Genomic DNA, 18,386 nt, shown 5'->3' on the forward strand with positions numbered 1-18,386 from the left:
CGGGCGGCGGGGCAGAGGGGCACGAGGGCGGCGGGGCAGAGGGGCACGAGGGCGGCGGGTCAGAGGGGCACGAGGGCGGCGGGTCAGAGGGGCACGAGGGCGGCGGGGCAGAGGGGCACGAGGGCGGCGGGGCAGAGGGGCACGAGGGCGGCGGGTCAGAGGGGCACGAGGGCGGCGGGTCAGAGGGGCACGGGGTCACGGGGTCACGGGGTCACGGGGTCACGGGGTCACCGGATTGGTGAGCCGGGTCCCGAAGACCGCGCAGGACACGCCCTGGACGCCCTCGTAGGTCACGGTCCGACCGGGGGCGAGTTCGCCGGCGAGGCGTTCGGCCAGCGTCTCGCCCGCCTCGTGGAGACGCCGGAACGCGATGTCCTGGCGGACGTCGTCACGGTCGCGCAGCCAGGCGTCCATCGCCGCGTCGATGTCCCTCGCCCAGGCGGAGAGGTCGGCGACCAGGACGTCGGACAGCCCGAGGGCGGCCGCGGGGTCGTCCGGGGCGAAGTCGTCATGGGCGCCCTGGCGGAGCGGGTGGGCGCGGTACTCGCCGAGGAGGGTGATGTGCAGCGGGTGGTTCATGAAAACCCTCCGAAACGGCAGAGAACCCCACCCCTCGAAAGGGGCGGGGTTCTCTGTCACATGGGATATGAGTGGAGATGGCGGGAATCGAACCCGCGTCCAACGGTGCAGAATCAGGGCTTCTCCGTGTGCAGTTCGCTGTGATTTTCTCGGCCCCGGTGATCACGCGAACAAGTCGCCGACGGGCCCAGTCACTGTTTGTTTTCCCTCTTCACCCCGTGACCGGGATCAAGGTTTAGTTCCCTAGATTATGCCAGGATCCGGATCGGGAACACTCCCGGGCTGACACCCAATAAGGGTCCTACACTCACTGCTTATTAGGCAGCGAGGGCGTAGGACTGGGAATCGCTCTTGGTATTGGCGATTATTTTTTGCGACATATGGTTTACGAGATCATTGCCGCTTCCTCGACACGCTTCCCCTGCTTCGACAGCCGCTGTCGAAACCGATCATCCCCATGTTGATTTTTCAATGCGCACACCGGTCGCCCGGTGCTGATGCCATCGTACGTGACCAACGCCCGACGATGCCACCGTATTCCCCGCGGCCACACGCGCGTGGGCAGTTACGGGTGGGCGGCTACGCGTGCCGCTGCTTCCGCTTGGCCGCCGCGATCGCCCGGTCCGTCTCCCGGCGGTCCTGCTGCTCGCGCAGGGTCTGCCGCTTGTCGTACTCCTTCTTGCCGCGCGCCAGCGCGATCTCGGCCTTCGCCCGGCCGTCCTTGAAGTACAGGGCGAGGGGCACGATGGTGTGACCCGTCTCCTCCGACTTCACCGCCAGCTTGTCGATCTCCTCCCGGTGCAGCAGCAGCTTGCGCTTGCGGCGCGCCGAGTGGTTGGTCCAGCTGCCCTGGCTGTACTCGGGGATGTGCGCGGCGTGCAGCCACGCCTCGTTCCCCTCGATCTGGACGAAGCCGTCGGTCAGCGAGGCGCGGCCCTGGCGCAGCGACTTCACCTCGGTGCCGGTGAGCACGAGGCCCGCCTCGTAGACGTCGATGATCGCGTAGTCGTGCCGGGCCTTCTTGTTCTGCGCGACGATCTTTCGCTTGCCGTCCTTGGCCTTGGCCGTGGCGGCCGCCCCGCCCTGCTTCGGCTGGGACTCCTTCGGTACGTACATTCCCTTGCTCATAGTCCCGCCATTTTCGCACCTTGAGGGTCCCGGAGGGAAAGCCGATTACCGAGCGGACCGTTCCTACTCGGCCGACGCGTCCCCGAGTCCGCTCAGTACGGTCTCGGCCCGCTCCAGCGCTCCCTCGTCGGCCTCCAGGTCGGGGGTGATGCCCCGGCCGTCGACGCTGTGGCCGGAGGGGGTGCGGTAGTGGCCGACGGTCAGTTCGGCGACGGAGCCGTCGGGCAGCCGACTCGGCATCTGGACCGATCCCTTGCCGAAGGTGCGCGAGCCCACGACGACCGCGCGACCGCGGTCCTGGAGGGCGCCGGTGAGCAGCTCGGCCGCGCTCATCGTGCCGCCGTCGACGAGCGCGACCAGGGGTCTGGCGGTGTCGCCGCCGGCCTCGGCGTGCAGGGCGTGCTGCGCGCCCTCGACGTCGTAGGTGGCGACGAGACCGCCGTCGAGGAAGGCGGAGGCGGCCGCGACGGCCTCGGTGACCAGTCCGCCGGAGTTGCCGCGCAGGTCCAGGACGATCCCCGCGCCGACCGGCGCCTGCCGGACGGCGGTCCGCACGCTGTCGCCGACGCCCTTGGTGAACGCGGCGACGGCGATGACGGTGATGCCGTCGGGGAGGCTGCGGGCGGTGACGGAGTCCGTGGAGAGGAGGGCCCGGTGCATGGTCTCGGTCCACGCGCGCGTGCCGCGCTCCAGGCCGAGCCGGACGGTGGTGCCGGCGGACGCGTCCTCGCCCTCGCCGTCACCGCGCAGTAAGGAGACGACCTCGGTGACCGGGAGCCCGTCGACGCTACGGCCGTCGACCGTGCGCAGCAGGTCGCCGGAGCGAATCCCCGCGGCGGCCGCGGGCGATCCCGACTGCACCTTGGTCACCTCGATCCGGCCGTCCCGCTCGCTGCGGGCCTCCAGGCCGACGCCGGTGTAGCGGCCGTCCAGGGAGTCCGCGAACTCCTGGTACTCGCCCTCGGAGTAGACGGCCGCCCAGCGGTCCCCGCTGCGGCTGACGGCGCGCTCGGCGGCCTCCATCGGGGACTTGCCGCTCGCTGCGGCCTCCTCGGCGGCCCGGGTGACGTCCTCGGAGTGACCGGCGGGGGCGGCGGGAGCGGCGCCCGAGGCGCTGCCACGCCCCTCGCCCGGCTCACGCGGCAGCGCTCCGGTCGCCGCACCGGCGACGAGCACGCTCGCGAACACCAATGTCAGGGCGGCCCCGCGGCCGAAACGGCGGGGCTGACAGAACAGGTCACGGCCTGACATGGCGGTGAGTCTAGGGGAACGCGAAGGGCCGCACGGTCGGTTGACCGTACGGCCCTCGGGGCGTGCGTCACACCTTGAGGTACTTGCGCAGCGCGAAGAAAGCGGCCAGCGCGGGCATCAGCAGACTGGTGGCGAGGATGAGCGGAAGCTTCGTCAACACGGCGTCCCAGCCGATGAAGTTGATCAGATTCAGCTTCTCGGACAGGGCCAGTCCGTGGTCGATGATGAAGTAGCGGGCGATCACCAGGAATCCGCAGGCGACCGTGCCGCCGATGAGCCCGGCGACCGCGGCCTCGGCGATGAACGGCGCCTGGATGTAGAAGCCGGAGGCGCCGACGAGCCGCATGATCCCGGTCTCCCGCCGACGGCTGAAGGCCGATACGCGCACGGTGTTGACGATCAGCATCAGCGCGACGACGAGCATCAGCGCCATCACCGCCCGCGCCGCCCAGTTCATGCCGTTGAGCAGTCCGAAGAGGTTGTCCAGGATGCCCTTCTGGTCCTGTACGGACTGCACGCCGTCCCGTCCGTCGAAGGCGGTCGCGATGACCTGGTACTTCTCCGGGTCCTTCAGCTTGATGCGGTACGACTCCTGCATCTGGTCCGGCGTGAGGGAGCTGGCCAGCGGGGAGTCGCCGAACTGCTCCTTGTAGTGCTTGTACGCGTCGTCCTGCGACTCGTACGTCACCGAGTCGACGACCCCCATCTTGTCGAGGTCGGACTTGATCTGCTTCTTCTGGTCCGCGGTGACCGCGCCCTTGGCGCAGTTCGGGTCGGACTCGGCGTCGCTCTTGTTGCAGAGGAAGACCGAGACGTTGACCTTGTCGTACCAGTAGCCCTTCATCGTGGTGACCTGGTCGCTCATCAGGAGCGACCCGCCGAAGAGCGCCAGGGACAGGGCGACGGAGACGATGACGGCGAAGGTCATCGTCAGGTTGCGGCGGAGACCGACGCCGATCTCCGACAGTACGAACTGGGCGCGCATGGCGTGTTGTTCAGGCCTTTCCGGGGACGGTCAGTGCTGGTAGCCGTAGACGCCGCGCGCCTGGTCGCGGACGAGCCGGCCCTGCTCCAGCTCGATGACGCGCTTGCGCATCTGGTCCACGATGTTCTGGTCGTGCGTCGCCATCACGACGGTCGTGCCGGTCCGGTTGATCCGGTCCAGCAGCTTCATGATGCCGACGGAGGTCTGCGGGTCGAGGTTGCCGGTGGGCTCGTCCGCGATCAGCAGCTTGGGCCGGTTCACGAAGGCCCGCGCGATGGCCACGCGCTGCTGCTCACCGCCGGAGAGCTCGCCCGGTCTGCGGTCCTCCTTGCCGCCGAGCCCGACGAGGTCGAGCACCTGCGGCACGGACTTGCGGATCTCGCCCTTGGACTTGCCGATGACCTCCTGCGCGAAGGCCACGTTCTCCGCGACCGTCTTGTTCGGCAGCAGTCGGAAGTCCTGGAAGACCGTCCCCAACTGGCGGCGCATCTGCGGCACCTTCCAGTTGGAGATGCGCGCGAGGTCCTTGCCCAGAACGTGCACCTGGCCGTGACTGCACCGCTCCTCGCGGAGGATCAGCCGCAGGAAGGTGGACTTTCCGGAGCCGGAGGACCCGACGAGGAACACGAACTCGCCCTTCTCCACCTCGAGGGAGACATCCCTGAGTGCGGGGCGGGTCTGCTTGGGGTAGACCTTGGAGACGTTGTCGAATCGGATCACGGATGCACCACGGGTCGCCGGGGGTAGATGAGCGTGACCATACGCGAACCGGGGAGGGCGGCGCAGGCGTCGGGAGGGGTTGGGTGGGGCTTGTGCGTTTTTGTACGCGACTTTGTACGACACCCGCTCCCCGCTCGCGCTCCGGTCGCTCTCCAGGTGCGCTCCGGTCGCTCTCCGGGGGAGCCGCGCACCCTCCGGAGGAACCTGGCACAGTGGAGGGGGAACGTTCCCGTTCCCGTAGGCGTTGTGTACGTGGAACCGGTGCAAGGAGGGCGAGCGCATGACGTACGACCGGCTGGTGTGCGCTAACTGCGCGGCGCCCGTGAGCGAGGGCCGGTGCCATGTGTGCCGCGCCAACCGCGAGCGGCTGCAGCAGGAGAACTTCTTCGCGGGCCTGAACCCCATGACGCTGATCGCGCTGCTGGTGGTACTGGTGGCAGCGGTGGCGCTGCTCGCCCACCAGACCGCGTAACCGCGAGGCACGTACGACGAGGGGCCCGGAGCGAACAGCTCCGGGCCCCTGTCTGTGTACGTCATGTACAGCTGCGACTACCTACCGTCAGGCAGCGGCTCCGCCACGGCCCGCGACGAGACGCGGCAGCACACGGAAGCCGACGCCGCCGGCGATCATCGTGGCGGCGCCGATGACCAGGAACACGGTCTGACCGGCACCGGTCTCGGCCAGCTCCTTGCCGCCGCCCTGGGCGACCGCGTCGGCGTTGTCCGAGGTGTCGGTCAGCGCGGAGCTGCCCACCTCCTGGGTGGAGGTCCCGTCGGTGTCGGTACCGGTACCGGCAGAGCTGCTGCCGGACGAGGACGAACCGGCCGTGGTGCTGCCCGACGAGGTGTTGCCCTCGGAGGACGAGCCGGAGGACGTGCTGCCCTCCGAGGAACCCGAAGAGGTGTTGCCGGACGAGGTGCCGGCGGACGTACCGGTCGAGGTACCCGTGGACGTGCCCGCCGAGGTACCGGTGGACGTACCGGTCGAGGTACCCGTGGACGTGCCCGCCGAAGTACCGGTGGACGTGCCCGTCGAGGTACCGGTCGAGGTACCCGTGGACGTGCCCGCCGAGGTGCCGGTGGACGTGCCCTCGGAAGCACCCGTCGAAGTACCCGTGGACGTGCCCGTCGAGGTGCCGGTGGACGTGCCTTCCGAAGTACCCGTCGAGGTACCGGCGGACGTACCGGTCGAGGTACCCGTGGACGTGCCTTCCGACGTGCCCGTCGAGGTACCGGTGGACGTGCCTTCCGAAGTACCCGTCGAGGTACCGGCGGACGTACCCGTCGAAGTACCGGCGGAGGTGCAGACCCCGACCGGGCAGGGCTCCTCGCCCGTCTGTACCGTGACTTCGCCCTCGGTGGACACCAGGCCGCTCAGGCCACCCTCGTCACCGGCGGCCGAGGCGACGCCGGCGACCGTCAGCGAGGCACCCGCGGCGATCACGGCGCCGGCGGCTATACGCGCGATCCGGATCCGCGTCTTCTTGGTCATATGGTTGCTACCCCCAGTAGCTGATCGTCGATGTGGCCGCGCTCGGGACTGTGATCGACGGAGGCAGCTGAGATGTAGCTGAAGCCAAGTCCCCCGGTTCACATGCGTCCCAGAGATACGCATGCCACACTGCACCCTCCCCATTTTTCAAAGCAACGTCAAGGTCGTTGCGGGCGCAATGTCCAGGTCGGGGGGCTTTGCGAGACAGTGGTGCTGTGAATGTGATGTAAAAAGCAACCGCCCCCGATTCGAGGGCGGTTGCCTTGTCGACAAACCTACTTCTCCTGCTGCTTGCGCCAGCGAATTCCGGCTTCGAGGAAACCGTCGATCTCGCCGTTGAACACGGCCTCGGGGTTGCCCACTTCGAACTCGGTGCGCAGGTCCTTCACCATCTGGTACGGGTGCAGGACGTACGAACGCATCTGGTTGCCCCAGGAGTTGCCGCCGTCGCCCTTGAGGGCGTCCATCTTGGCCTGCTCCTCCTGCCGGCGCCGGTCGAGGAGCTTCGCCTGCAGCACGTTCATCGCGGACGCCTTGTTCTGGATCTGCGACCGCTCGTTCTGGCAGGAGACGACGATGCCGGTGGGGAGGTGGGTGAGGCGCACCGCGGAGTCGGTGGTGTTGACGCCCTGACCGCCGGGCCCGGAGGACCGGTAGACGTCCACCCGCAGCTCGGACTCGTCGATCTCGATGTGGTCGGTCTGCTCGACCACGGGAAGGATCTCGACGCCCGCGAACGAGGTCTGCCGACGCCCCTGGTTGTCGAAGGGCGAGATACGCACGAGACGGTGTGTGCCCTGCTCCACGGAGAGGGTGCCGTAGGCGTACGGGACCTGCACGGAGAAGGTGGTCGACTTGATGCCGGCCTCTTCGGCGTACGACGTCTCGTAGATCTCGGTCTTGTAGCCCTTCTGCTCCGCCCACCGCAGGTACATCCGCTGGAGCTTCTCCGCGAAGTCGGCGGCGTCGACGCCACCGGCCTCGGCGCGGATGTTCACGAGCGCCTCGCGGGAGTCGTACTCACCGCTGAGGAGCGTGCGGACCTCCATCTCGTCCAGCGCCTTCCGGACGGAGGTGAGCTCGGACTCGGCCTCCGCGAGGGTGTCCGGGTCGTCCTCCTCCTCGGCCATCTCGAACAGCACGGAGAGATCGTCGATCCGGCCGCGCAGCGCGTCGGCCTTCCTGACCTCGGCCTGGAGGTGGGACAGCTTGCTGGTGATCTTCTGCGCCTCGTCCGGGTTGTCCCACAGGGACGGCGCGGCCGCCTGCTCCTCGAGCACGGCGATGTCTGCCCTCAGCTTGTCGAGGTCCAGAACGGCCTCGATCGACTCCATGGTCGAGGAGAGGGACTTGAGCTCTTCGGATACATCGACGACTGCCACGCCTCCAGCGTAACGGCTCCGCCAACCGGGGAGTGCCGGAGACCGCTCCTTGCCTGCTCACCGGCCTCGCCAGGGGGGTCAGGGCGTCGCCGGCGTCGAGTTCTTCGTGTCCTGCGGGGACGCGTCGTCGCCCGACGTGGCCGCCCATGTCCCGGCGCCCACCGCGGCGACCAGTGCCACCGCCGCCACGCCCAGCGTGATGCGGCGGCGCCGGGTGGCGGAACGGTTCCGTGCCGAGCCGGGGCGCGGGGCGCCGGCCGCGCGGGGGACCCGCGCCGTGCCGTGCGCGCCGCCCGCGAGCTCGTCCGGCGCGGGCACCCGCATCGACGTGTGGGTGTCCCGGTTGGAGTCCGGTTTGGCGCCCGGCACCAGCGGGACCGAGCCCCGCCGCACCCGCCCGGAGGGGGCCGTCGGGGCGGACGTGGCGGGCGCGGCCTCGGTCGGCTCGCCTCCGTCCTCCTCGGTGTCGGGCTCGTCCACGTCCAGCGGCGGCATCCCCGCGAGCGTCGGCAGCTGCTCGCGCAGCCGGGCCGCCAGCTCGGAGGCCCGCAGCCGGGAGGCCGGGGCCTTCGCCAGGCATTGCACGATCAGCTGCCACAGCTCGTCCGGGATGCCGGGCAGCGGCGCGACGGACTCCGTGACATGGCGGCGCAGCACCGCGCCCGGGTGGCCGCCGCCGAACGGCGTGAAGCCCGCGAGCAGCTCGTAGAGCACCGTCGCCAGGGCGTAGATGTCGACCGAGGCGCGCGGCGGCAGGCCCTCCACGATCTCCGGCGCCAGATAGTCGGGGGTGCCGATGATCTTCGTGGCGCGGGTCCGCTTGGGGGTGTCGATCAGTTTCGCGATGCCGAAGTCGGTCAGCAGGGCGCGGTGCGAGCCGCCGGGGCCGAGCGGGCCCTGCATGTCGAGGAGCACGTTCTCCGGCTTGACGTCGCGGTGCACGACCCCGGCCGCGTGCGCGGCGGCCAGTCCCTCGGCGATGTCCGCGACGATCGCCACGGCGGCCTCGGGCGCGAGCCGCCGGTCCCGTTCGAGCCGGGTGCGCAGGTCCGTGCCACGGACCAGGTCCATGACCAGCGCCAGGTCGTTGCCGTCCACCACCAGGTCCCGGACGGACACCACATGCGGGTGCTCCAGGCCGAGCAGTGCCGTGCGCTCCTGCACGAAGCGGCCCACCAGCTCCTCGTCGGAGGCGAGGTCCTCGCGCAGCAGCTTGACGGCGACGGGCCCGTCCGGTCCCTCGCCCAGCCACACCGTGCCGGCGCTGCCCCGTCCCAGGATCTGGTGGGCGGTGTACCGGCTGCCGATCTTCCGTGCCAAGACTGCTCCTACAGACGCGTGTTGCCCATCAAAGTACGCGTCCGAAGAGCCAACCTTCACCGCGGAGACGGAAATCACCCGCCAGATGTCGACAAGTCCATAAACTCGCGGTCGTCCGGGCCGGTCTGCCTGCCTCTCGGCGGGCCGTCGGCGGGTCAGTTCCCGGGGCCGCCGGAGCCGCTGCCCGAGTCGCCGCCGAGGTCGCCGATCCAGCCGGTGACGTCCCCGATCCAGCCGGTGACCAGGTCCCAGTAGCTCTTGCCCGTGCCGATCCACCCCTGCAGCGGGCTGAACTCCCAGATCAGCCACCCGGCCACGAACAGGATGACGATCGTGAACAGGCAGCCCTTCAGACAGCCGAGACCGGGGATCCGCATCGGGTTGGCGGTGCGCTGCCTCGGCTCGCGCGGCTGCCTGGGCTCCGGCGCGGGCCGCTGGCTCGGCGGCTGCTGCTGGGGCGGCGGCGTGTACCGCTGAGGCTGCTGGGGCTGCGGAGGCGCGTACTGCTGTTGCTGCGGCGGTGGCGGCCCCTGATACCCGTATCCGGGCTGCTGCTGGGGCTGCGGACGCTGCTGAGGCCGCTGCTGGTGCTGCGGCGGGTACGGCTGCTGTTGCTGCGGCGGCTGCTGCTGCGGGCGGGCGACCTGCCGCTGGGGGCGGCGGCGCAGCGGGTCCTCGCCGGGGTCCAGGTACTGCTGGACCTGGGTCTGCTCGTTGCGGTCGCGGGCGCCCTGCATCTGGGTCTGCCAGGGGTGCGGCTGCTCGGGCTGCTGCCCCGGCTGGTGCGGCGGCACCGGCGGCAGGACGGCCGTCGCGTCGGCCGCGCCCGGAGCGCCCGTGTGGGGCAGGACGGCGGTGGGGTCGGCGGCGCCCACCGGGCCGGACGTGTGCGGCAGGACGCTGGTCGCGGCGTTCGGGTCGAAGGCGCCGCCGGGCACGGTCGCGGGCGTCGGGTCGGGCGCGAGCACATGGCCGACGCCCTCCGCGGCGGCGATCTGCATCGAGTTCGCGTGCACCCCGATGCCCTCGGCGACGATCCGCAGCCCGCGCGCGAGGTTCTCGGCGCTGGGCCGGTCGTCGGGGCTCTTGCGCAGGCAGCGCTCGATGACCGTCCACAGCGGGTCGGGGACCGTGGACGGGCGGCGCGGCTCGGCGCTGAGGTGCTGGTGGAGGACCTCCAGGGCGGAGCCGCCGGAGAACGGCGGTCGGCCGGTGACCAGCTCGTAGAGCAGGATGCCGGCCCCGTAGATGTCCACGGCGGAGGTCTGCGGGCGACCCTCGGCGGACTCCGGGGCGATGTACGCGGGCGTGCCGACGAATTCGCTGGTCCGGGTCAGGCCCGGGGAGTCGGCAAGGCGCGCGATGCCGAAGTCGGTGAGCAGCGGGTGCATCTGACCGTCGTTCTGCATCAGCAGGACGTTGGCCGGCTTCAGGTCGCGGTGCACGACGCCGTCGGCGTGGCTGGCGGCCAGCGCGTCGGCGATCTGCGCGGTGAGCAGGGAGGCGGCGACGGGCGTCAGGGGGCCGTTCTCGCGCAGGTAGCGATGCAGGTCGGGGCCCTCGACGAGGTCCATGACCAGCGCCAGCAGATCGCCCTCGACGACCAGGTCGCGGACCCGGACGATGTTCGGGTGGGTCAGGCGCAGCAGCACGGACCGCTCGCGCAGGAAGCGCATGACGACGTCGGGGTCGCCCGCGAGCTCTTCCTTGAGGACCTTGATCGCGACGGTCTCTCCGGGCTGACCCGGCACGGCCGCCTCGGCGCCCGCGGTCTCGCGCTGGCGGGCTCGCCAGACGGTGCCCGTGGCGCCGCGTCCGAGCGGCTCCTCGAGCAGGTACTTGCTGCCGACTGGCCGCACGTCACGCGCTCCCTGCTGCTTGCTTGCCTGTGCCTGTCCGATGTTCCGACCCACTGTAGTGCCGCTGTGCGGACACCGGGCTGTCGTCTTTATTCGAAGGAAAGACGCTTCGCGCTGTCTTCTTGGTTGCCGGAGCCGGACGTGACCGATCTCAACTGATCACCGGCGACGCACTTGTCCGGCACTTTTGCGGGCAGAGCCGACCAATCAAGATCACTTGTCACCCGGTGTGGGGCGCGTTGTCAGTGACAGGTGCGAGGATGCCTTCAGTACTGGCCGCTGTACTCGTGTGGGGTGGGGGGAAGTCCGCGCCCGTGCAGAAGGGACCGCTGACGGCGATGCAGATCCGGCTGACCGTCGTAGACCCGCAGGGTGCGCACCCCGATGCGCGGACCCGCGCCGCGGCTTGCGACGTGCTGGTCACGGCACCCGCCGGCACCGCCCTGGCCGCGGTGGCCTCCGCGCTGGCCGCGGCGGTCTCCGGGGAGGGCGCCCCGTCGTCCTCGTCCGCGGCGGCGATCGTGCTCTACGCGGGCGTGGAGCGGCTCGACTCCCAGCGCTGCACCCTCGGCGAACCCCCGCTGATCGACGGCGCGGTGCTGTCCCTCGGCGCCCCGGCCGACCCCGAGCCGCACCCGGAGGTCGACGAGGCCCCGGCCCGGCTGCACGTGGTGGCCGGACCCGACGCGGGCGGGGTCCACCTGCTGCACGGCGGCCAGGTCCGCGTCGGCCGCTCCGCCGACGCCGACGTGCCCCTCGACGATCCGGACGTCTCCCGGCTGCACTGCGCGGTGACGCTCTCCCCCGAGGGCCGCGTCACGGTCGCCGACCTCGGCTCCACCAACGGCACCACGCTGGACGGCACGCGCGTGCAGACGCGCCCCGTCCGTCTCGCCCCCGGCGCCCTCCTGCGCGTCGGCGAGTCGGCCCTGCGGCTGGCCCCACCCGGCGGCCCGGGCCCCCGGGTGCCGACGACCCCGGACGGCGAGGGCCATGTGCGGGTGCCCTGCGGGGGGACGACGGCGCATGACCCGGAGTCGGAATCCGCCGCGGGCTCGGCCCCGGCGAAGGACACGGACCACGCGCGCGTGACGGGCGCCGGGCCGAACGGCCCCACCGGCCACGCCTACGGCACCGTGGACTGGAGCGGCTCGGCCGAGACCCGGGGCGAGCGGTTGCGCGGATCCAGGGAGATTCCGCTGCCGCCGCCCGTGGTCCCCGGCCAGGGCACGGCACCGCGCATCGAGAGCACGCCCGGCCCCGGAGCGGGAACGCGTGCGGGTGCGGGCTCCATGAACACCCATGCCGGGAACACCCATGCCGGCCGCTCGGGCCTCGGCTCGTTCACCGCGCCGCACGACGAGGACGAGGACGTCCGCGGCCCGCACACCTCGCACACCTCGCACACCTCGCAGGACGACTCCCCCTACGAGTCGTCCGCCCGCCGCAAAGGCACCCCGCTGCGCGGCACCGACGTACCCCCGGGCGTGCGCAAGCGCGGAGGGCTGTCCGCGTGGGCGCGGCGGCTGGCCGGCGGGCGCGGCGGCGCCGAGGACATGGTCGTCCCCGGGACCCACGACGAAGAGGCCGTCGGAGCCGAGGCGCAGCCGATCGCCGGCCCGCCCGCCGCACCCGAGACCTGGCCGGACCCGGCGGCGCTGCTGCTCACGGCGCTGGGCCCGGGCCCGCGGCTGTGGGAGCGCGCCCCCGGACACCCGGAGGCGCTCACCGTGCGGCTCGGCACGGCCGACCGGGCGGCGCCCGACGGCTCGGGTCTGCTGCCCGCCGTACCGGTGACGGCGGGGCTGCGCGAGGTCGGCGCGCTCGGCCTGGCCGGGCCGCGCCCCCGGCTGGCCGGGCTGGCGCGCGCGGTGCTGGCCCAACTCGCCGCGCTGCACTCCCCCGACGCCCTGGAAGTCGTCCTGATCAGCACGGACCGTGCGCGTTCCGAGGAGGAGCGGACCGCCGAGTGGTCCTGGCTGGGCTGGCTCCCCCATCTGCGCCCGGGACACGGCCAGGACTGCCGGCTCCTGCTGGCCTACGACCGCGACCAGGCCGCCGCCCGCGCGGACGAACTCCTGCGCCGGCTGGAGGACCATCTGACCGACAGCGCGGGCGGTACGGACGACACGACCGGTCCGGCACCGATCCCGGCCCCCCGAGGCTCCGCCCACCGGCCCTCCTGGGCGGTGGCCGATGACACGGCGGACGGCGGTTTCCCCGGCCCGTACACGGTGGTCGTCGTGGACGGCGACCCCGGCGGCGCCGATCTGCGCACAGCGGTGGCCCGGCTGGCGGTGGCCGGTCCACGGGCCGGCATACATGTCGTCTGCCTGGCCGAGACGCCCGCTGCCTCCCCCTCCTCGCCGGTGACGGAGACATACGAGGCGGCCTGTGCGGCGGTGCCCACGTTCCGCGCGTGCGGGGCGGTCGCGCTGCTCAGCGGGGACGTGGCGACGGCGCTGCGGCTGGTGCGGGTCGCGTCGGCCGGGGCGCAGCAGGAGCGGCCCGGCCCGGTGGGACCGGGCACGCTGGGCGCGGTGGACGCCGTCTCGCTCGCCTGGGCGGAACGCTTCGCGCGGGCGCTCGCCCCCCTGCGGCCGGACGGCGCGGGCGGCGGGGAGCGGCACACACGCGTGTCCGCGCCGCTGCCCCAGTCGGCCCGGCTGCTGGACGAACTGGGCCTGGCCCGGGCCACGCCCGCCTCCCTGCTGGCCCGCTGGGCGGACGCGGCCGACGACGCCGAGGCGCTCGGCGGACGGGCGTGGGCCGTGCTGGGCGCGGGGCCACGCGGCCCGGTCGGCGTGGACCTCGTCGCCGAGGGCCCCCATCTGCTGATCGAGGGCCCGACCGGCAGCGGGCGTTCGGAGCTGCTGCGGGCGGTCGTCGCCTCGCTGGCCGCCGCCGAACGACCGGACCGGCTGAGCATCATCCTGCTGGACGGCCGCGACACCGTCGGCAAGAGCGGCGGCCACGGCGACGGACTGCGGGTCTGTACGGACGTACCGCATGTCACCACCCATCTCACCGCCAACGACCCGGTCCGCATGCGGGAGTTCGCGCAGTCGCTGAGCGCCGAGCTGAAGCGGCGGGCCGAACTGCTGGGCCGCGCCGGCTTCGCGGAGTGGCACACACACCGCGCGGTGTCGGGCCGCATAGTCCCGCAGCGGACGCCGAGCACCCCGCCCACGCCGGGAGCGGGCGCCGCCGACCTCGACGCCCCGCCCAGCACCACCCTCCGGCTGCGGCCGGGGGCGGCCGCCCGTCAGCGGGCCGAGGCCGAGCCCCCGCTGCCCCGCCTGGTCGTGGTGGTCGACGACCTGGACGCCCTCGTCTCCCCCGCCCTCGGCTCCCCGGGCCGGCCCGCCGCCGGCTCGGTCATGCGCGCGCTGGAGGCGGTGGCCCGCGAGGGCGAGCGGCTCGGCGTGCACCTGGTGGCGGCGGCCGGTCCGGGAGGCCGTACGGCGGAGTCGGAGCCGGCCCGGATGTCCACCGTTCGGGTCAGCCTCGACCCTCCGGGTTCCGGCACGGACGAACCGGCGCCGGGCCGTGGCCGCCTCCGGGGCGCGGACGGCCGTCTCACCCCCTTCCAGGGCGGCCGCGTCACCGGCCGCATCCCCCGCACGGCGACCCAGCGCCCCACGGTGGTCCCCCTGGAATGGCACCGCATGGGCGACCCCCCGACCCGCCGCCCGGTACGAGAACTGGGCAACGGCCCCACAGACCTGGCCCTCCTGGCCAGCGCCCTGGACCGAGCCTCCGCGTCCACCGACAAGCACCGGTCAGGGAATTCCAGCCCGTCCGGCGTTTGAGGACAAGCACCGGTCAGGCCAATCCAGCCCGTCCGGCGTTTGAGGACAAGGCCCTTTCGTGGCCGATGGGGGGTCTGGGGGCACAGCCCCCAGCGACGCCCACACCAACCCCCTCACCCATCACGACGCGATCACGATCCCCCTCTTGACAGCGCGGGCGCTCTTGCCGAGCTGTGGCACCCGGCGTAGACCAGTGCCACGGGACAGCGCTCGAACGTTCGACGAGGAACGAAGAACGGGGCAGTGATGCGTAGCACAAGCAACACCATCCGGACACGCAGGACCGTGAAAGCAGCCGCCGCACTCCTGGCGGGAGCCCTCGCGCTCTTACTCACCGCGTGCGGCAGCGACGACGACAAGAGCAGCGGCACCGGGAGCGGAACCGGGACCAAGGACTCCGGCAGCACCCTCACCCTCCCGAAGCTCGACGGCACCACTCTCGAAGTGGCCGCCGTATGGACCGGCACCGAACAGGCGAACTTCAAGAAGGTCCTCGCCGAGTTCGAGAAACGCACCGGCGCGAAGATCACCTTCGTGCCCGCACAGGACCCGATCATCAACTTCCTCGGCTCGAAGATCGCGGGCGGCTCACCGCCGGACGTCGCGATGCTGCCGCAGCCCGGCGCCATCAAACAGGCCGCCGACAAGGGCTGGGCCAAACCGCTGGGCGCCGAGGCCCAGGCGGAGCTCGCGAAGAACTACTCGCAGGGCTGGCAGGACATCGGGAAGGTGGGCGACAAGCAGTACGGCGTCTATTACAAGGCCGCCAACAAGTCGCTGATCTGGTACAACGCCAAGGTCTTCGAGAACGCGGGCGCCACCGCCCCCGCGACGTGGAAGGATCTGCTGACCACCGCGCAGACGGTGTACGACTCCGGCGTCACCCCGTTCTCGATCGGCGGTGCCGACGGCTGGACCCTCACCGACTGGTTCGAGAACGTCTACCTCTCCCAGGCGGGCCCGGAGAAGTACGACCAGCTCGCCCAGCACAAGATCAAGTGGACGGACCCCTCCGTGAAGGAGGCCCTGACCACCTTGGCCCAGATCTGGGGCAAGAAGGACTGGGTGGCGGGCGGCGCGAGCGGCGCGCTCCAGACCGAGTTCCCCGCCTCGGTGACCCAGACCTTCACCGGCGGCGACCAGCCGAAGGCGGCCATGGTCTACGAGGGCGACTTCGTACAGGTCAACATCGCCGACACCAAGTCGAAGGTCGGCACGGACGCCAAGGTGTTCCCGTTCCCGAAGGTCGGCGACACCGCGCCGGTGGTCTCCGGCGGTGACGCGGCCGTCATCCTGAAGGACTCCGAGGGCGCGCAGGCGCTGGCGACCTTCCTGGCCTCGCCGGACGCGGCGGAGATCCAGGCGAAGCTCGGCGGCTATCTCTCGCCGAACAAGAACGTCGATGTCTCCGTGTACCCGAACGAGGTCCAGCAGACGATCGCCAAGGCGCTGATCGCGGCCGGCGACGACTTCCGCTTCGACATGTCCGACCAGGCCCCGCAGGCGTTCGGCGGCACGCCGGGCAAGGGCGAGTGGAAGGACCTGCAGGACTTCCTGAAGAACCCGACGGACGTGGCCGGCATCCAGCAGAAACTGGAGTCGGACGCGGCGACGGCGTACGGGAACTGATCCGGCGATGACTTCGCCAGCGGCGGCGGGGGCTTCCGAAGCCCCCGCCCCTCCCCGTTCGCGCAAGAGCGTGACCGGCACCCGAAGGACCGTGGCGGCGCTGTTCCTGCTGCCCGCCCTGGTGCTGCTCGGCGCGCTCGTGGTCTACCCCATCGGGTACTCGCTCGTGCGCAGTTTCTACGACCAGTCCGGCGACGGATTCGCCGGCGTCGACAACTACAAGGCCCTCTTCACGGACGACGGCATCCGCACCGCGCTGAAGAACAACGTGATCTGGGTGGTCTTCGCGCCGACGATCGCGACCGCGCTCGGTCTGATCTTCGCGGTGCTGACCGAACGGGTGCGCTGGGGCACCGCGTTCAAGCTGGTGGTCTTCATGCCGATGGCGATCTCGATGCTCGCCGCCGGCATCATCTTCCGGCTGGTCTACGACCAGGACCCGGACAAGGGCGTCGCGAACGCGGTGTGGGTGGGCGTGCACGACACGTTCGCCGAGGCGTCCGCGTTCCCGAAGGCGCACCCGGGCCGCGACTCGCCGCTGAAGCCCGATCCGGACGACCGGGGCGGCTTCATCACCGAGTCCCCCGTGCACGTGGGCGGCAGCGTCGCCCTCCCGCTGGTCGGCGTCGCCCCCGACCAACTGCCCGACAGCGCGAAGCGGGCCGTGCAGGCGCAACCCGAGCTCGGGAAGGTCACCGGCACCGCCTGGCAGGACTTCACCCGCGGCAAGGGCGTCGGCATCCTCGGTTCCCCCGACGCGACCGAACTCGGGTACGCGGGGATGAAGATCGAGGCGGTCAAGGGCGGCAAGGTCGTCGCGTCGACGAAAGCCGCCGACGACGGCACGTTCACGCTGCCCGAATCGGCCGACGGGGCTCAACTCCGGCTCCCCGCGAGCAACTTCAAGGAGGCGTACAACGGGCTGGACTGGCTGGGCCCGTCGCTGGTCACGCCGTCGATCATCGGCTCGTACATCTGGATGTGGGCGGGCTTCGCGATGGTGCTGATCGCGGCCGGTCTCGCCGGGGTCCCGAGGGAGCTCCTCGAAGCGGCGCGCGTCGACGGCGCCAACGAGTGGCAGGTGTTCCGCAGAGTCACCGTGCCGCTGCTCGCGCCGGTCCTCGCGGTCGTCGCCGTCACCCTGATGATCAACGTGCTGAAGGTCTTCGACCTGGTCTTCATCATCGCCCCGGGGTCCTCGCAGGACGACGCGAACGTGCTCGCCCTGGAGCTGTACCGCAAGGGCTTCTCCGAGGACCAGCCGGGCGTCGCCAGCGCGATCGCGGTGTTCCTGCTGCTCCTGGTGATCCCGGTGATGTGGTTCAACGTGCGTCGGCTGAGGCGGGAGGTGCGGCGATGACGACGGCGGGCAAGTGGTTGATCGAGAAGCTCAACGGCGGTCTGGTGCGCGCGTTCCTCATCGTCGTCGGACTGTTCTGGCTGGTGCCGACCATCGGTCTGCTCGTCTCCTCGCTCCGCTCCCCCGAGGACATGAGCGCCAGCGGCTGGTGGGAGGTGTTCGGCAAGCCCTCCCAACTCACCTTCGACAGCTACCAGAAGCTGCTGGAGAACAGCGACATCACCAACTCCCTCGTCAACACCGTGCTGATCACGGTGCCGGCGACGGTGCTGGTCGTCGTCATCGGCTCGCTCGCGGGCTACGCGTTCGCGTGGATGGAGTTCCCGGGCCGGGACTGGTGGTTCCTCGGCGTCGTGGGGCTGCTGGTCGTGCCCGTGCAGGTGGCGCTGATCCCGATCGCCGAACTGTTCGGCAAGGTCGGCCTGTTCGGGAACATCCTGGGCGTGATCCTGTTCCACGTCGGGTTCGGACTGCCCTTCGCGGTGTTCCTGCTGCGGAACTTCTTCGCGGAGATCCCCCGCGAACTGCTGGAGGCGGCCCGGCTCGACGGGGCCGGTGAACTGCGGCTGTTCGCCCAGGTCGTGATGCCGCTGGGCGGCCCGGCGATCGCGTCCCTGGGCATCTTCCAGTTCCTGTGGGTGTGGAACGACATGCTGGTCGCGCTGGTGTTCACCAACGCCGACAGCCAGCCGATCACGGTCGCCCTGCAGACCCAGGTACGGCAGTTCGGCAACAACATCGACGTGCTCGCGCCCGGCGCGTTCATCTCGATGGTGATCCCGCTGGCCGTGTTCTTCGCGTTCCAGCGGCAGTTCGTGTCCGGGGTGATGGCGGGCGCGGTCAAGTAACCCGCACCGCGGCGCCGAAGC

General features: G+C 71.2%; 15 protein-coding genes and 1 other RNA gene. 6 read left to right on the forward strand and 10 right to left on the reverse strand.

From position 1 onward, the window contains the following. Positions 1-219: 219 nt before the first annotated feature. The 6 genes from ABZ725_RS27805 to ftsE form a co-directional block, all read right to left on the reverse strand. The gene (locus tag ABZ725_RS27805) at positions 220-579 is read right to left on the reverse strand and encodes a hypothetical protein (protein WP_358805266.1); all 360 of its coding nucleotides are present in this window, start codon (positions 577-579) and stop codon (positions 220-222) included. A gap of 69 nt (positions 580-648) precedes the next feature. After that, positions 649-1,036: a transfer-messenger RNA gene (ssrA, locus tag ABZ725_RS27810) on the reverse strand. Between the two features lie 122 nt (positions 1,037-1,158). Further along, positions 1,159-1,707: an SsrA-binding protein SmpB gene (smpB, locus tag ABZ725_RS27815; RefSeq protein WP_351917124.1), complete on the reverse strand. Its 549-nt coding sequence runs from the start codon at positions 1,705-1,707 to the stop codon at positions 1,159-1,161. Positions 1,708-1,770: 63 nt separating this feature from the next. Further along, complete coding sequence (locus ABZ725_RS27820) at positions 1,771-2,958, reverse strand: S41 family peptidase (RefSeq protein WP_358805267.1); 1,188 nt, start codon at positions 2,956-2,958, stop codon at positions 1,771-1,773. Positions 2,959-3,025: 67 nt separating this feature from the next. Further along, positions 3,026-3,943 (reverse strand): permease-like cell division protein FtsX, encoded by a 918-nt coding sequence (ftsX, locus tag ABZ725_RS27825; RefSeq protein ID WP_351917128.1) that lies wholly within the window; start codon positions 3,941-3,943, stop codon positions 3,026-3,028. A 30-nt stretch (positions 3,944-3,973) separates the two neighbouring features. Continuing rightward, positions 3,974-4,663 carry a cell division ATP-binding protein FtsE gene (ftsE, locus tag ABZ725_RS27830; protein WP_351917130.1) on the reverse strand — a complete coding sequence of 230 codons (690 nt, stop codon included), beginning with the start codon at positions 4,661-4,663 and terminating at the stop codon, positions 3,974-3,976. A 280-nt stretch (positions 4,664-4,943) separates the two neighbouring features. On the opposite strand from ftsE, the gene ABZ725_RS27835 reads away from it, so the two are divergent. Beyond that, complete coding sequence (locus ABZ725_RS27835; protein WP_351917132.1) at positions 4,944-5,135, forward strand: hypothetical protein; 192 nt, start codon at positions 4,944-4,946, stop codon at positions 5,133-5,135. Between the two features lie 87 nt (positions 5,136-5,222). Here ABZ725_RS27835 and ABZ725_RS27840 read toward each other — a convergent pair whose 3' ends face one another. After that, positions 5,223-5,417, reverse strand: coding sequence for an LPXTG cell wall anchor domain-containing protein (locus ABZ725_RS27840; RefSeq protein WP_358805268.1), 195 nt, complete (start codon positions 5,415-5,417; stop codon positions 5,223-5,225). Positions 5,418-5,490: 73 nt separating this feature from the next. On the opposite strand from ABZ725_RS27840, the gene ABZ725_RS27845 reads away from it, so the two are divergent. Then, on the forward strand, positions 5,491-6,237 hold the full coding sequence (locus tag ABZ725_RS27845; RefSeq protein ID WP_358805269.1) for a hypothetical protein: 747 nt from the start codon (positions 5,491-5,493) through the stop codon (positions 6,235-6,237). Positions 6,238-6,430: 193 nt separating this feature from the next. On the opposite strand, the gene prfB is transcribed toward ABZ725_RS27845, so the two are convergent. The 3 genes from prfB to ABZ725_RS27860 all read right to left on the reverse strand — a co-directional run bounded on the left by prfB (position 6,431) and on the right by ABZ725_RS27860 (position 10,716). After that, positions 6,431-7,537, reverse strand: coding sequence for a peptide chain release factor 2 (gene prfB, locus ABZ725_RS27850; protein ID WP_351917135.1), 1,107 nt, complete (start codon positions 7,535-7,537; stop codon positions 6,431-6,433). Positions 7,538-7,615: 78 nt separating this feature from the next. Then, positions 7,616-8,857 (reverse strand): serine/threonine-protein kinase, encoded by a 1,242-nt coding sequence (locus ABZ725_RS27855; RefSeq protein ID WP_358805270.1) that lies wholly within the window; start codon positions 8,855-8,857, stop codon positions 7,616-7,618. 155 nt (positions 8,858-9,012) lie between these two features. Next, positions 9,013-10,716: a serine/threonine-protein kinase gene (locus tag ABZ725_RS27860; RefSeq protein ID WP_358805271.1), complete on the reverse strand. Its 1,704-nt coding sequence runs from the start codon at positions 10,714-10,716 to the stop codon at positions 9,013-9,015. Between the two features lie 338 nt (positions 10,717-11,054). Between ABZ725_RS27860 and ABZ725_RS27865 the strand changes: the two genes are divergently transcribed. From ABZ725_RS27865 to ABZ725_RS27880, 4 genes are all read left to right on the forward strand, one after another. After that, positions 11,055-14,528 carry an FHA domain-containing protein gene (locus tag ABZ725_RS27865; RefSeq protein WP_358805319.1) on the forward strand — a complete coding sequence of 1,158 codons (3,474 nt, stop codon included), beginning with the start codon at positions 11,055-11,057 and terminating at the stop codon, positions 14,526-14,528. Positions 14,529-14,774: 246 nt separating this feature from the next. After that, on the forward strand, positions 14,775-16,157 hold the full coding sequence (locus ABZ725_RS27870) for an ABC transporter substrate-binding protein (RefSeq protein ID WP_358805272.1): 1,383 nt from the start codon (positions 14,775-14,777) through the stop codon (positions 16,155-16,157). Positions 16,158-16,227: 70 nt separating this feature from the next. Continuing rightward, the gene (locus ABZ725_RS27875; RefSeq protein WP_358805273.1) at positions 16,228-17,517 is read left to right on the forward strand and encodes a sugar ABC transporter permease; all 1,290 of its coding nucleotides are present in this window, start codon (positions 16,228-16,230) and stop codon (positions 17,515-17,517) included. Further along, the gene (locus tag ABZ725_RS27880; RefSeq protein WP_358805274.1) at positions 17,514-18,365 is read left to right on the forward strand and encodes a carbohydrate ABC transporter permease; all 852 of its coding nucleotides are present in this window, start codon (positions 17,514-17,516) and stop codon (positions 18,363-18,365) included. The genes ABZ725_RS27875 and ABZ725_RS27880 overlap by 4 nt, the downstream gene beginning before the upstream one ends. Positions 18,366-18,386: the final 21 nt, after the last annotated feature.

The sequence above is a fragment of the Streptomyces sp. NPDC006872 genome, from assembly GCF_040635845.1.
Classification (GTDB): domain Bacteria; phylum Actinomycetota; class Actinomycetes; order Streptomycetales; family Streptomycetaceae; genus Streptomyces.